Genomic DNA, 12,889 nt, shown 5'->3' on the forward strand with positions numbered 1-12,889 from the left:
CGACGCTCATGCCCGTTCCGTCCGGAGAATCTCGGTCACCGACTGGCGGGCGCCGAACCGCGTCGTGATGGCGGTGAGCAGAGCGACCACGAGTAGCGTGCCCAGCAGGATGGCGACCAGTTGCCAGGCCGGCGGGATGGTGAGCATCCGCTGTTGCGCCGCGGCGCGGTACAGGTAGAGGCCTGCCGGTATGCCGACGATCGCGCCCGGCAGCGCGGGGAGCAATTGCGTGGCCGCCATTGCGACGCTGACCTGCCGGGACGTCGCGCCGAACGCCCGGGAAAGCGCCGTCATCCGCCTTGCGTCGGTGATCGTCGCCCGGGCGATGAACAGGGTGTTGACGGCGGCCACCACGATGAGCATGACGGTGATGATCGCGGTGAGCTGGCCGAGCCGGTCGGCGCGCGGGCCGGGCGCGACGGAGAGGTCCTGGCCGGCGGTGGGAAAAATCGCGACGACGCCGGTGACCGCGACCGCGATGCTCAGCGCGTTGAGCGCGCCCCGGGCCGGCCGGCGGGCGATCAGCCGTATGCCGAGCAAGAGCGGGACGGGCAGACGCGCGGAGATCGCGAGCAACCGCGCGCGGCGTCGCGGGGGGCGGGGGTGTTCGGTGAGCGCGCGCACCGTGCTGACCCGCGCGGCGCGCATAGCCGGCACGAGCGTCGCGACGATCGCGACCACCACGGCGATCGCCACCGGCGGGGCGATGGTGGCGGGGGTGAGCGCCGGCGCCCCGGGTGCGCCGACCAGTCCGGCGCCGGCGGACGCGATCACCGGCGTGAGCAGCCGTCCTGCGATGATGCCGAGCGCGGCGGCGACCAGCGCCATGGCGAGGTGTTCGGCGAGGAGCACGGCCGCGACCAGTCGAGGTGTGCCGCCGACGGCCTTGAGCAACCCGACGCGCCTGGTCTGGTCCACTATGCGGCGGCCGGCGAGCACGGCCATCCCGGCGATCGCCAGCATCGCGAGCAGGAGGCCGCTGACCTGCATGGCGATTTGCTCGCTCTGTACGAGGCCGGTGTCGGCGTCCTGTATGTCCTGCCACGAGATGAAGAACGTCCCCGGCCACCTTTCGGCGAAGGTGCCCGGCCCGGTGCGCTGGGCGGCGAACGCGGGCGCCGCGGACGGATCGGCGAGCTTGAGGTTCAGATAGAAGGACAGAGGACGGGCATCGGTGGCCAGCGCCGTCGTCTCCGGGCCGGTGAGCCAGACGAGCCCGATGTCCGGGGCGCCGCCGGACGGCGGGCTCGGGAACGGCACGTCGCAGACGATGTGACAGATGTTGCTGGGGTAGGACGGCAGGCCGGCGGTGACCGCGGTTCCGGCGACCCGGTACGGCCTGCCTCCCAGGGTGACATCGTCGCCCGCGTGGACTCCGAGGTCGTCGGCGAATCCGCGTTCGATCACCACCTCGCCGTCGCGCACCCATCCGCCCTCTGCCACCAGTGGCTGATCGACGGAGGCCGGACTCGGGTCGCGGCCCTCCGCGGCGACGCCCTTCGAACGGCCGTGCGCCTCGATCGTGGTGTATGCCAGGGGATAGGGCCCCGTGTGGCCGACGACTCCGGGGGTGCTCATGAGTTCATCGACGGCGCCCGGGGGGAACGTCTGGTTGTTCCTCAGCATGAAGCTGGCGACGACGTCGGGTCCGGCCGTCGCCTGCCGGGTCTGCCGGTAGGGGTTGTCGGTCACGCCGTTCAGGGCGAGCCCGACGGACAGCGCGGTGACGGCGACACCGATCACGAGTACGACCATGACCGCGTCGAAGGGGCGCCGGCGCAGGTCACGGGCTGCGAGACGGCCGAGGAGCACGAAGCGGCCCATGCCCGTCACCCGTCCAGCCCGGCGAGGGTACCGAGGTCGCCGTGGGTGCCGCCGGTGAGGATGGTCTGGTCCACGAACGTGCCGTCGCGCATCGTGATGAGCCGGTCGGCGGTGGCCGCGATCCGTGCGTCGTGGGTGACGATCACCAGGGTCTGCCCGGCCTGGTGGAGGTCGTCGAACAGCCGCAGCACCTCGACGGTCGCCGCGCTGTCGAGGTTGCCGGTGGGTTCGTCGGCGAGGATCACACGCGGCCGGTTGCTGAGTGCCCGGGCGATCGCCACCCGCTGACGCTGGCCGCCGGAGAGCGCGGACGGGAGGAATCCGGCCCGGCCGGCCAGGCCGACCCGGTCGAGCAGCTCTGTGGCGTGCGCCCGGGCCGCACGGGCCGAGCGTCCGGCGAGCAGCGCTGGGACCTCCACATTCTCCACCGCGGTCAGCTCGTCCATCAGGTGGAAGGCCTGGAAGACGAAGCCGATGGCGTCGCTTCGCAGCCGCGCCAGGGCGCGTTCGCCCATTCGGTCGATGCGCCGACCCGCGAGATGGATCTCACCGCCGGTCGGCCGGTCGAGGCCGCCGAGGATGTGCAGCAGCGTGGACTTGCCGCAGCCGCTCGGGCCCATGATGGCGACCGTCTCACCGGCGACGACGTCGAGGTCGACGTCGTCGACGGCCCGTACCAGCCCGGCCGCCCTCCCGAACTCCTTGGTCAGGCCGCAGGCGCGCGCACCGGCATGTCGTCGATCATGAGTCGGCCCTTCGTGTGGTCCAGTTGCGTTCGCAAGCTTCGAGCCACCGCAGATCCGCCTGGAGCCGCAACACGAGCCCCTCCAGGAGCAGGGTGGCCTGGGAGCCGTTCGGCTCGCCCATCGCCGCGCGTTGTGCGTCGCGCAATCGGCGCAGCAGTTCGCGTCGTTGCGTGTCGACCAGTGCGATCGGGTCCGCCAGCCGGGCTGCGGCGGCGGCGAAGAGCTTGAGGTGGAACTCGGTCGGGGCGAGCCCGGGCCAGTCCACTTCGGCGAGCCATTCGGCGACCCGTCGCTGGCCGGCGGGAGTCAGCGCGTACACCTTGCGGTCGGGCCGATCAGGCAGACCCTCCGCGCGCTCCCAGCCGACCAGGCCCGCCTTCTCCAGTCTCGTCAGCGTGACGTAGATCTGGCCGGCGTTCATCGATTCACCGAGCGGACCGAGAGCGTCGAGGAGCTGGGCCCGCAGTTGGTATCCGTGCGACGGCTCCTTGGCCAGCAGGGCCAGCACCACTTCCTGCATCACGCCCCCTAGGGGATAACGGTTATCTAAATGAATAACGGTTATCTACAATGACGTCAAGAGCCGCACAGTGCGTCGCGGTGAGGCCGGGGGAGGATCAGGTCACCGGGCGCGGACGACCGCCCTGCTCACTGCGCTCGGGCCGACTCCCGCCGATATATGGACCACCTACGCGCCGCACGTTGTTCTTTGCCTGGTGAGGGGAATCCGGGAGCGCGCCGAATCGTTACTCAGCGTAGTCGGACGTCGCCGAACGCAACGTAGGTGGGTATGAGCAGCAGCGTCTCGCAAGGCAGGATCCCGGCACACTCACCCCCCAACCACGTTGTGTGGCGCCGTTGGGCCGGTTGGCTGGCGCTCATCGTGATCGCGTACGTGATCGGCGAGTCCGCCGAGGCGGTGCTGCCGGCGGCGCATCTGCTGGCTCCACTGGTGGCGGGACTGGCCCTGGCCGCGACGGGACTGACCGCCGATCAGGTACCGGCCCGCCTCAATCGCACCTGCCAGGCCGGGCTCGGGGTGCTGATCGGCAGCTATCTCAACCCGAATACGTTGGAGCACGCCTCCAGCGCCATGCTTCCTCTGACCGTCGTCACCGTGGCGACCATCGGACTCAGCCTCCTCGCGGCCGCCGTCATGGCCCGCACCGGCCGTATCGACCGGGCCAGCGCGACCTTGGGCATGGTCGCCGGAGGGTCGGCCGCGGTGATCTCCACCGCTCAGGACCACGACGCCGATTCGCGTACGGTCGCCTTCCTGCAGTGCCTGCGCGTCGCACTGGTCGCCGCCACCGCGCCCCTCGTGGTCCACTGGATGATCAGCCCGCAGTCGACCGCCCCCGTCACGGCCACGCCGTACACGGGCGGTGGCTGGCGCGTGGTCACGGGCGACCATCAGGGGATCGGGCTTCTGCTCCTGGCGGGTGTCGCCTTCGCCGGCGTCCTCATCGGCCGCGCCGTCCGGCTGCCCAGTCCCGCGCTGCTCGGGCCGATGCTCCTGACGGCCGCCATCACGGCCGCGGGCTTCTTGGAGGAGTTCGCCCCCACCGGCCTGCTCCGCGCGTTCCTGTTCACCATCGTCGGCCTCGACATCGGGCTGCGCTTCACCCGCCCCGCCATGGCGCACATACGCCGGTTGCTGCCACTCGCCCTGTGCTGCACCGTCGCGATCAGCATCGCGTGCGCCGGCCTGGCCTGGCTGCTGTCCGCGACGGTGCGGATCCCCCTGACAGACGCCTATCTCGCCACCACGCCCGGCGGAATCAACGCCGTCTTGACCACGGCCGTCGCCACCCACGCCGACGTGTCCCTCATCTCCAGCGTGCAGAGCGTGCGGCTGTTCATCATGGTCCTGCTGGCACCCTTGGTCATTCGACTCTTCACGCCGAGGCCGAGGCCGGTCGGTCCCGGCAGCGGGTAGACGTGGGCAGACCCGTCTCACGAACGTGGTCGCCGACGGTCGCTCCGTCGGACGTCAGAGCTAGCGGGTGGCCAGCCAGGCGAAGCTCGCCACTCCGGCGGCGGTGCAGTAGACCGCGAACGGGATCAGGGTCCGGGTCTGGAAGTACCTGGTGAGGAACCGTACGGCGAGGTACGCGCAGACGAACGACGCGGCGCTCCCCGCGAGGACCTGGCCGTGGATGCCGTCGCCGAGCGGGCCGAACAGGTCGGGCAGTTTCAGCACGCCCGCGGCGAGGATGACCGGCGTGGCGAGGAGGAAGGAGAAACGGGCGGCGTCGTCGTGGTCGAGTCCGCGGAACAGCCCGGCCGCCATGGTCGCTCCCGATCGGCTGATGCCGGGCAGCAGTGCGAGGACCTGTGCGGTGCCGATGAGCGTGGTGTCGCGCCAGGACCGCGTGGTGATGCGTCGATCACTGGCCAGATCCGTGGTGCCGCGGTCTCCGGTCGTCGCCGTATCGTCCGGCGTCCCGCCGATCATGGGGGGTGTCGTCGCGTGCCGGGTGTCGAGCGCCCGCCGGCGCAACAATTCCGCGCCGTAGAGGATCACGCCGTTGAGGGCCAGGAAGAGCGCCGCGGGAAGGGGGCGGCCGAGGACGGTCCTGAAGGTGTGCTCCAGGAGCAGGCCGGTGATTCCTACGGGAATCGTGGCAATGATGATCATCCAGGCCAGGCGTTCGTCCGCTGTGGCGACGCGCCTGTGGCGTACCGACGTCACGAATCCGGTGACGATCCTGAGCCAGTCGCGCCAGAAGAACACCATGAGCGCGAGCGCCGTCGCCACGTGCAGCCCCACGATGAAGGCCAGGTACGGCGACTCCTGTGTGGAGACGCTGAGATCGTCGGCCCAGCGACCCCCGACCAGCGCCGGCAGGAGCACGCTGTGTCCCAGGCTGGAGACGGGGAACAGTTCGGTGACGCCCTGGAGCGCGCCGACGACGAGAGCCTCCACGTACGAGAGATGTCCGCTCATCGGTGTCCTCCGCCGACGGCGCCGGGCTCGGTCCCTTCGGCGGCGCGACGGCCGCGCCGGTGTCGCACCACTTCGACCAGCAGCGGCATGAGTGAGATCAACACGATCAATGCGATGACGGGCAGAAGGTACCGGTCGATGTTCTGCGCGCCCACGGCGTCACGGAGTGTGCCGGCTGCCAGGTAGCCGACGAGAAGGATGGCGTCGGTCCACAACAGGCCGCCGAGGATGTTCCATCGGAGGAAGCGCCCGAAGGGCATCTGAAGGATCCCGGCGACGGGATTGAGGAGCGTCCGTACGACGGGGACGAAGCGGGCGAGCACCACCGCTTTGGCGGGGCCGTACCGGTCGAAGTAGGCCTCGGCCCGGGCCACGTGGGCGGACTTGAACAGGCGCGAATCCGGCTTGGCGAACAACCGGCGGCCGAAGCGCGCGCCGAGGTGATGGCCGAGTTGAGCGCCGATGATGGCGGCAAGGGGCGCGACCAGGAGCAACAGCGGCAGGCTGAGCCGTACGCCGACGATGTCCCGTGCCACGGGGGAGGCGGCGATCCCGGCGAGGAACAGCAACGAGTCGCCCGGCAGGAAGAAGCCGACGAGCAGACCGGTCTCGGCGAACAACGTCGCCGCCACGCCCACCACGCCGAAGGCCTGCAGCAGCGATTTGGGATCGAGGAGGTTGACGGCGCCGAGGGCCGTGGACGTGGCCGCGCTCACGCGGATCGCACCGCCGTGGCACGGGATCGACACCGTCCGAGGAGAAGCCTCACCGTGATCTCCTTCCATGCATACGGCTGTTTGCCCAGCTGAGTACGGTATGACCCTACACGGTGTAGGAAGTGCGTTCCTACGCGTTGTAGGAGCGATGTCGCCGGGCGAGCGCTCCCGCGACTCCGGCGGGTACGGTGTAGACCGACGAATCGAGGTGAGATGGCACGCAGGGACGCGGCCCGGTCGAGACGGTCGGCGGGTCAGCTGGAAGGCGAGATCCTGAGTGCCCTGTGGGCGGCCGACGGGCCGATGACCGCGATCGAGGTCCAGGCGGCCGTCGGGGGCGATCTGGCCTACAACACGGTCCACACGATCCTCACTCGCCTTCACGGCAAGGGACAGGTTCACCGGCTGGGTCCGGCGGGCCGCTCGACGTACCGGCCGGTGAAGGGGGCCGCGGAGGCGGCGGCCGAGCAGATGCGGGCCGTTCTGGACACTGGCGCCGACCGCAACGAGATCCTGATGCGCTTCGTCACCACGCTCGACGCGGCCGACGAAGCCGCTCTCCGCGCCGCGCTGGGCGACGAGGGCTCGCCGTGACCGTCGCCGTCTACCTGCCCCTGCTGGTCAGCTTCGTGCTGGCGATGTCCGCGCGGCCGGTCGCGAAGGTGCTGCCGCCGCGGGCCGGTCTGTGGACGTTGACGGCGGCGTCGATGATCGCGGGGGCGGGGACCGTCTGGACGTCTCTTCTGCTCGGGTCGCTGCTCGTCGACGACATTCCGGCACTCGACGCCGCGGAGCGGCTGGTGCCGATCGACGACACGGTGTCCCTGGCGGCCGCGGTGCTCCTCGCGGTGGGCGCGGTGCGTTCGTTTCTGGCCGTGCGCCGGCTGCTCCAGGCCCGGCGGCGCCTGCGCCGGCTCAGCGCGATGCCGGGCGGGGACTTTCTCGTGGTGGCCGATCCGAGACCGGACGCCTTCGCCGTTCCGTCGCGCACCGGCGGCGGGCGCGTCGTCGTCACTGAGGGCATGCTCCGCGCGCTCGACGCCGGACAGCGGCGGGCGCTGATCGCCCATGAACGGGCGCATCTGAGGGCGCGGCATTCCGTCGCGTTGTCGCTGGGCGAGCTCGCCGCGGCGATGAATCCCCTGCTTGTTCCCGTACGCCGAGCCATCGGCTTCCTGTGCGAGCGGGACGCGGACGAGGACGCCGTCGCCGTGGCGGGCAGCCGCCGCCTCGTCGCCGAAGCTCTGGCGGTCGCTGCCCTGGCCAGATCGACCTCCGCGGTCGCCTCTCCCTTGGCGCCGGGCTTCCACCAGGTCAGTGTGGCCGACCGGGTCTCCGCGCTCCTGGCCCCCGAGCCGGTCACCCGCGGTTGGCATCTGTGGGCCGTCGCGGCGATGACCCTGCTGGCGGTGGGGGCGTCGTTCGACGCCACACGGGACTTCGCGTCGATCGTCGTGATGCTCGTGATGCACTGAGCGTGCTCACGCCGCGGGAAGGCGCACCTCGATCAGGCCGCCGTTCGAGAGCTTCGCGGTCAGGCTGCCGCCCGCCGCGTCGGTGAGTCTGCGGGCGAGTGCCAGACCCAGGCCGGCGCCCTCCCCGGGGCTCGCGGCGGCTCCCTGGATTCCGGGCATGAAGACGGTCCCGATCTCCTCGGGGCCGAACCCGGGACCGTCATCGGCGACGGAGAAGACCACGTCGTTCCCGTCACGGCACAGTCCCAGCACGATCGTCGCGCGGCCGTACCGCGCGGCGTTGTCGAGCAGAGGGTGGAGTATGCGGAGCACCACATCCCGATCGCACGCGACGACGAGGTCCGCCCGGGCGGACGGATCCAGCCGGACGTCCTTGCCCAGGTCGATGTAGGAGCGCAACGCCGCGTTCGCCGCTTCGACGGCTTTGCACGTACCCGTGGACGGATCGATGCTCTGCTGGGCCAGCCCGATCAACGTGTCGACGGTGTCGGCCAGCCGGTCGGTTCCCGCGAGGACCTGCCGGAGCGCGGCCCGCAACTGCTCGGGCGGCCGGTCCTGGCGAAGTGCGATCTCGGTCTCCAGCCGCAACTGCGTGAGAGGAGTCCGCAGTTCGTGCGCGATCTCGGCCGTGACCCGCTTCTCGTGCCGAAGGGCGGCCGACAGCCTGGCCAAAAGCGTGTCGAGAGTCGCGGCCAGGCCGGTCAGCTCGTCACGCGGAGGTCCCAGTCCGAATCTCCGATCGAGATCCCGTTCTGACCACGTGGCCGCCTGGGCGGTCATCTGCCCCACCGGCCGGAGCGCGTGCAGCACCGTACGGCGGATGAAGAAGGCGCCTATGGCCAGGATCAGCACGTCGAAGACCAGGGCCCCGATGAGGGCGGTGCGCGCGGCGTCCTCGTACGGAATCATCGACACGGCGGCCACCACCGTCGCGTTGGGCGCGCCGGCGTCGCGCAGGCGAAGGGCCAGCATCCGTGTGTCGTGCGACACGTCACGGACGACGGTACGCGGGGATCGGCCGACGTCGCGAGCGTCCCCGTCGAGCGGGCTCGATCGCGGCGGGCTGCTGATCAGAGATCCTTTGCCGTCGAACACCCACACTCTGTTGTCGAGCGCCTCGTCGTAGGGGGTGTCCGTGAGCATCAGCCGCCCCTGCCGGCTCGTGATGTTCGCCGCCGCGGCTTCGGCCCTCGTGTGAAGGACGCCGTCGGCGTCCTGTTGCAGCCGCCACGACAACACGGAGGAGAACCCGATCGTCAGCGCCGCGAGTGCCGCGGCGAGCGTTGCCGTGGCGGTGATGACGAGCTTGTTGCGGATCACGAGATCGAATACCCGACGCCGCGGATCGTGGTGATCAACCCGGCCTGCCCCAACTCGGTGAGCTTGCGGCGCAACCGGACGATGTAGGCGTCCAGTGTGTTGTCGTGAACCATGGCGCCGGGTGGCCAAGCCGCGTTGATGAGCGTCCGGCGGCGGATGACCTCGCCCCGGCGCGCCAGCAGGAGCGCGAGGATGCGGAACTCCGTCGGCGTGAGCGCGGCCGCCCGGTCCCCGTCCCGGACGGTGTGGGTGGCCGGGTCCAGGTGGAGTCCGGGCGGAGTGGGCCGCTGGGAGGCGCTCCGCCGGATCAGGGCCCGCAGCCGGACGACCAACTCGTCGAAATGGAAGGGCTTGGGCAGATAGTCGTCCGCGCCGGAGTGGAATCCCGCCAGCCGGTCCGTGATGCTTCCGCGCGCGGTGAGGAAGAGCACCGGCGCCTCCACCCCGCGTGCCCGGATCGCCATGCACAGATCCCGGCCGTCGACGTCGGGGAGGCCGATGTCCACGATGAACACCTCGGGAGCCGCTGCGTCGATACGGCGGAGCAGGTCGGACCCGGTGGAGACGCAGACGGGCACCTCGAACCCCTCCTCGCGCAGACCACGGCTGAGCACCTGACGCAGGGCGGAGTCGTCCTCGACGATGGCGACGGTCGCGGTCATGGGCGTCGGCTCCCTACACGTTGTAGTAGGTCGGAGTCGACAGACTACGCGACGGCCCGAGAAGCCCCCGACAGAGCGTCGCCGCACGTGAAGCCACGTGTCACGCAGTCAGGTTGAGTTCAGGTGCGGGGTGCCAGCCTGGCTCGATGATGAGTCCTGAAGCGAAAACGGCCCACTGGGGAGCCAGACAGGCCCTCAGCAAGGTGCCCGCGGTCACGGTCCATTTCTGGATCATCAAGATCCTGTGCACGACCGTCGGCGAGACCGCCGCCGACTTCCTCAGCTCCACCCTGAACCTCGGGCTGACCACCACCACCTACGTCATGGCCGCTCTGCTGGCCGTGTTCCTCGTCTTCCAGTTCAGGGCCGGGACGTACAGGCCATGGCTCTACTGGCTCACCGTGGTTCTGATCAGCGTCGTGGGCACACTGATCACCGACAACCTGACCGACGGCCTGGAGGTTCCGCTGGAGACCACCACGGTGGTCTTCGCACTGGCGTTGATCGCGACCTTCGCCGCCTGGTACGCCAGAGAGCGGACGTTGTCCATCCACACCATCTCCACCATGAGGCGCGAGAGCTTCTACTGGCTCGCCATCCTGTTCACCTTCGCTCTCGGAACCGCGTCGGGCGACCTCGTCGCCGAACGCCTGAACATGGGTTACCTCCCGTCCGCGGTGATGTTCGGCGCACTGATCGGCGTCATCGCCCTCGCCTACGGGGTGATGAAGGTCAACGCCGTCCTGACCTTCTGGCTCGCCTACATCCTGACCCGGCCCCTGGGGGCGTCCCTCGGCGACTACCTGTCGCAACCGGGCGACGAAGGCGGACTGGGCCTCGGCACCGTCGTCACCAGCGCGCTCTTCCTGATCGCCATCGTGGGCTTCGTGGTCTACCTGACCATCAGCGGGCGCGACCGGGACCTCCGCGGCGCGGCGCTCCCGGCACATGGGCGGACCGCGTCGGTCGGCCGCGCACGCCGGGCGGCCGACGGACGCGATCACAGGAGGTGACCGTGCCGCAGCGTGTACGGACCTGGCTGCTGGGATCGGGCGCCAGATGGTTGCGCTGGACGGCCCTGCGGCTGCTCGGCCTGGCCAACCTGTGGCGGGCACGCCGCGATCATGCGGCCGGCGCGGACGTCGTCCGCATTCTCCTCTTCCACGCCTTCGGCATGGGCGGCACGATCCGCACGGTGTTCAACCTGGCCGGCCATCTGGCCCAGGAACGAGACGTCGAGGTCATCAGCGTCGTCAGGACCAGGGACAGGCCGTTCTTCGACGTTCCTCAGGGAGTCAAGGTGACCACCCTGGACGACCGGACTCGGCAGAAGACCGGAGCCGCCCGATGGCTGGCGCGGCTGCCCAGCGTCCTGGTGCCCACCACCGAGCCGGTCTACCGGAGTTGCTCGCTGTGGACCGACCTGCTGATGGTTCGCCGCCTGCGCGGTCTCCGTGGGGGCACACTGATCACGACGCGTCCGGCGCTGAACCTTCTCGCTGCCTCCTTCGCCCCACCTGAAGTGATCACTGTCGGCCAGGAACACCGCCACCTGACCGCGCACAAACGGCCGCTCCGCGAGGTCATCGCCCGCAGGTACGGCAGGTTCGACGCGCTCGTCACGCTGACCAGGACCGACCAGGAGCAGTACGCGGCGCTGTTACCCGGCCTGCGCCTCGTCCGCATTCCCAACGCCCTGCCGCCGCTCGGCGGGGAACATGCTCCGCTGGACGGCACCTCGGCCGTGGCGATCGGCCGGCTCGACCGGAACAAGGGGTTCGACCTGCTGATCTCGGCGTGGGGCATGGTCACGGAGCGATATCCGGAATGGAACCTGCGGATCTTCGGGTCGGGCCCGTGGCTCGAGCGCCTGGACACACAGATCAGGGACGTGGGCCTGGAAGACAAGGTGTTCCTGATGGGGCGCACCGACCGGGTCGGCGAGGAGCTGTCCAAGGCGGGGATGTTCGTGCTCAGCTCGCGTTCCGAGGGCATGCCGATGGTGTTGCTCGAGGCGATGAGCAAGGGGTTGCCGGTCGTGGCGTTCGACTGCCCCACCGGGCCGGCCGAGGTGATCACCGATGGCCTGGACGGCCGCCTGGTCAAGGCCGAGGACGTCGACGCGTTCGCCCGCACGGTCTGTGAACTCATCGAGGACGAGCAGGCGCGGCGTGCCCTCGGTGCCGCGGCGGCTCGCACGGCCGCCGCGTACGACCCCGCCGACATCGGCAGGCGGTGGGACGACCTGCTCGAGGAGCTGGTGCGTGGCCGCGACCGGACCACCCGGCGGCGAACTGCATGACCGCACTCGCCGCCGGCGTCGCGCTGCTCGGCTCGTTGTTCTTCGCGCTCGGCGCGGTGCTGCAGCAACATGAGGCCGCCCGTTTCCAGACCCCCCGTATGCTTGTGCTCCTTCGCAGGCCGGCCTGGCTGGCCGGCGCCGCGGCGAGCGCCGCCGGGGCCACCCTGCACATCGTCGCGCTGAGCCTCGGGCCGCTGAGCGTGGTGCAGCCGATGGGAGTGGCCAGCCTCCTGTTCGCCCTGCCGATCGCCGCCGCGATGCACGGCCGCAGCCCGGGACGCGGCGAACTCGCCGCGGCGTGCCTGGTGAGCATCGGGCTGATGGGGCTCGTGCTCCTCGTCCCGCCGTCCTCCCAGACGCCGCAACTGACCAACGCGGGGGCGGTGGCCATGCTCACGGCCATCGGTCTCGCCGCCCTGGCCTGCTTCGGCCTCGCACGGTTCTCGGCGGGTGCCGTCCGCAGCGCCCTGCTCGCGGTCGCGGCAGGAGTCCTGTACGGCGCGACCGCCACGTTCACCCACGTCGTCGTGGGGGGAGCGGGTGACAACCTGTGGCTCCTCGCGGCCCTGCCCCTGCCGGCGGTGCCCGCCCTGATGCTGATCCAGCGCGCGTACGCCGCTCCTGCCGGGCCGGACGCGCCGGGTGCAAAGAGTGGGAGCGGAGAGCGGGGGAGGGGACATTTCGGTGTGGCGTTCGCCACGCTGCAGGTGGCCGATCCGCTCACCGCCGTGACCTGCGGCGCCGCGCTCCTCGGGGAACCCCTGCCGGACCACACGGCGATCGCCGTCGCTTTCGCCCTGGTGGCCGGCGCCGGCATCGCCATGCTCGCACGAACCACGCCGCTGACCACATGAGCGCCTCGACAGCGCCTCGACAACGCCTCGACAAAGGATC

13 protein-coding genes are annotated in these 12,889 nt (G+C 70.5%); 6 read left to right on the top strand and 7 right to left on the bottom strand.

The features are described 5' to 3' along the window. Positions 1-6 precede the first annotated feature (6 nt). Genes Psi02_RS18310 through Psi02_RS18320 form a run of 3 tightly spaced genes read right to left on the bottom strand, consistent with a single transcriptional unit; the run spans position 7 to position 3,090 of the window. Positions 7-1,824 carry an ABC transporter permease gene (locus tag Psi02_RS18310; RefSeq protein ID WP_203975634.1) on the bottom strand — a complete coding sequence of 606 codons (1,818 nt, stop codon included), beginning with the start codon at positions 1,822-1,824 and terminating at the stop codon, positions 7-9. 5 nt (positions 1,825-1,829) lie between these two features. Continuing rightward, complete coding sequence (locus Psi02_RS18315; protein WP_239094989.1) at positions 1,830-2,534, bottom strand: ABC transporter ATP-binding protein; 705 nt, start codon at positions 2,532-2,534, stop codon at positions 1,830-1,832. 31 nt (positions 2,535-2,565) lie between these two features. Continuing rightward, positions 2,566-3,090 (bottom strand): PadR family transcriptional regulator, encoded by a 525-nt coding sequence (locus Psi02_RS18320; protein ID WP_203975635.1) that lies wholly within the window; start codon positions 3,088-3,090, stop codon positions 2,566-2,568. 270 nt (positions 3,091-3,360) lie between these two features. Here Psi02_RS18320 and Psi02_RS18325 point away from each other — a divergent pair, with 270 nt between their 5' ends. Then, the gene (locus tag Psi02_RS18325; RefSeq protein ID WP_275415203.1) at positions 3,361-4,509 is read left to right on the top strand and encodes an AbrB family transcriptional regulator; all 1,149 of its coding nucleotides are present in this window, start codon (positions 3,361-3,363) and stop codon (positions 4,507-4,509) included. Between the two features lie 60 nt (positions 4,510-4,569). On the opposite strand, the gene Psi02_RS18330 is transcribed toward Psi02_RS18325, so the two are convergent. Together Psi02_RS18330 and Psi02_RS18335 are read right to left on the bottom strand one after the other, a co-directional pair. Then, complete coding sequence (locus tag Psi02_RS18330) at positions 4,570-5,520, bottom strand: undecaprenyl-diphosphate phosphatase (RefSeq protein ID WP_203975637.1); 951 nt, start codon at positions 5,518-5,520, stop codon at positions 4,570-4,572. Continuing rightward, a complete protein-coding gene (locus tag Psi02_RS18335) occupies positions 5,517-6,269 on the bottom strand; it encodes a DedA family protein (RefSeq protein WP_239094976.1) in 753 nt (250 codons plus the stop codon). The genes Psi02_RS18330 and Psi02_RS18335 overlap by 4 nt, the downstream gene beginning before the upstream one ends. A 180-nt stretch (positions 6,270-6,449) precedes the next feature. Here Psi02_RS18335 and Psi02_RS18340 point away from each other — a divergent pair, with 180 nt between their 5' ends. Continuing rightward, on the top strand, positions 6,450-6,830 hold the full coding sequence (locus Psi02_RS18340; RefSeq protein WP_203975639.1) for a BlaI/MecI/CopY family transcriptional regulator: 381 nt from the start codon (positions 6,450-6,452) through the stop codon (positions 6,828-6,830). Continuing rightward, positions 6,827-7,711, top strand: a complete 885-nt coding sequence (locus Psi02_RS18345) for a M56 family metallopeptidase (protein ID WP_203975641.1) — start codon at positions 6,827-6,829, stop codon at positions 7,709-7,711. Before Psi02_RS18340 ends, Psi02_RS18345 begins: the two co-directional genes overlap by 4 nt. Before the next feature lie 6 nt (positions 7,712-7,717). Here the strand turns inward: Psi02_RS18345 and Psi02_RS18350 are convergent, their stop codons facing one another. Both Psi02_RS18350 and Psi02_RS18355 read right to left on the bottom strand, forming a co-directional pair. After that, complete coding sequence (locus Psi02_RS18350; RefSeq protein ID WP_203975643.1) at positions 7,718-9,031, bottom strand: sensor histidine kinase; 1,314 nt, start codon at positions 9,029-9,031, stop codon at positions 7,718-7,720. Next, entirely contained in the window at positions 9,028-9,693 is a 666-nt protein-coding gene (locus Psi02_RS18355) for a response regulator transcription factor (protein WP_203975645.1), read from the bottom strand. Before Psi02_RS18355 ends, Psi02_RS18350 begins: the two co-directional genes overlap by 4 nt. Positions 9,694-9,839: 146 nt before the next feature. Here Psi02_RS18355 and Psi02_RS18360 point away from each other — a divergent pair, with 146 nt between their 5' ends. The 3 genes from Psi02_RS18360 to Psi02_RS18370 are packed head-to-tail and all read left to right on the top strand — an operon-like array spanning position 9,840 to position 12,849. Beyond that, on the top strand, positions 9,840-10,706 hold the full coding sequence (locus tag Psi02_RS18360; RefSeq protein WP_203975647.1) for a COG4705 family protein: 867 nt from the start codon (positions 9,840-9,842) through the stop codon (positions 10,704-10,706). Positions 10,707-10,708: 2 nt separating this feature from the next. Next, positions 10,709-11,995, top strand: coding sequence for a glycosyltransferase family 4 protein (locus tag Psi02_RS18365; protein WP_203975649.1), 1,287 nt, complete (start codon positions 10,709-10,711; stop codon positions 11,993-11,995). Continuing rightward, a complete protein-coding gene (locus Psi02_RS18370; RefSeq protein ID WP_203975651.1) occupies positions 11,992-12,849 on the top strand; it encodes a DMT family transporter in 858 nt (285 codons plus the stop codon). Before Psi02_RS18365 ends, Psi02_RS18370 begins: the two co-directional genes overlap by 4 nt. The last annotated feature ends 40 nt before the right edge of the window (positions 12,850-12,889 follow it).

The sequence above is a fragment of the Planotetraspora silvatica genome (genome assembly GCF_016863315.1).
Classification (GTDB): domain Bacteria; phylum Actinomycetota; class Actinomycetes; order Streptosporangiales; family Streptosporangiaceae; genus Planotetraspora; species Planotetraspora silvatica.

Coding starts and splice junctions, on each gene's coding strand:
- Psi02_RS18360 (WP_203975647.1), top strand. CDS start 9,840: ATGATGAGTCCTGAAGCGAAAACGGCCCACTGGGGAGCCAGACAGGCC.
- Psi02_RS18340 (WP_203975639.1), top strand. CDS start 6,450: ATGGCACGCAGGGACGCGGCCCGGTCGAGACGGTCGGCGGGTCAGCTG.
- Psi02_RS18330 (WP_203975637.1), bottom strand. CDS start 5,520: ATGAGCGGACATCTCTCGTACGTGGAGGCTCTCGTCGTCGGCGCGCTC.
- Psi02_RS18355 (WP_203975645.1), bottom strand. CDS start 9,693: ATGACCGCGACCGTCGCCATCGTCGAGGACGACTCCGCCCTGCGTCAG.
- Psi02_RS18370 (WP_203975651.1), top strand. CDS start 11,992: ATGACCGCACTCGCCGCCGGCGTCGCGCTGCTCGGCTCGTTGTTCTTC.
- Psi02_RS18320 (WP_203975635.1), bottom strand. CDS start 3,090: ATGCAGGAAGTGGTGCTGGCCCTGCTGGCCAAGGAGCCGTCGCACGGA.
- Psi02_RS18325 (WP_275415203.1), top strand. CDS start 3,361: ATGAGCAGCAGCGTCTCGCAAGGCAGGATCCCGGCACACTCACCCCCC.
- Psi02_RS18310 (WP_203975634.1), bottom strand. CDS start 1,824: ATGGGCCGCTTCGTGCTCCTCGGCCGTCTCGCAGCCCGTGACCTGCGC.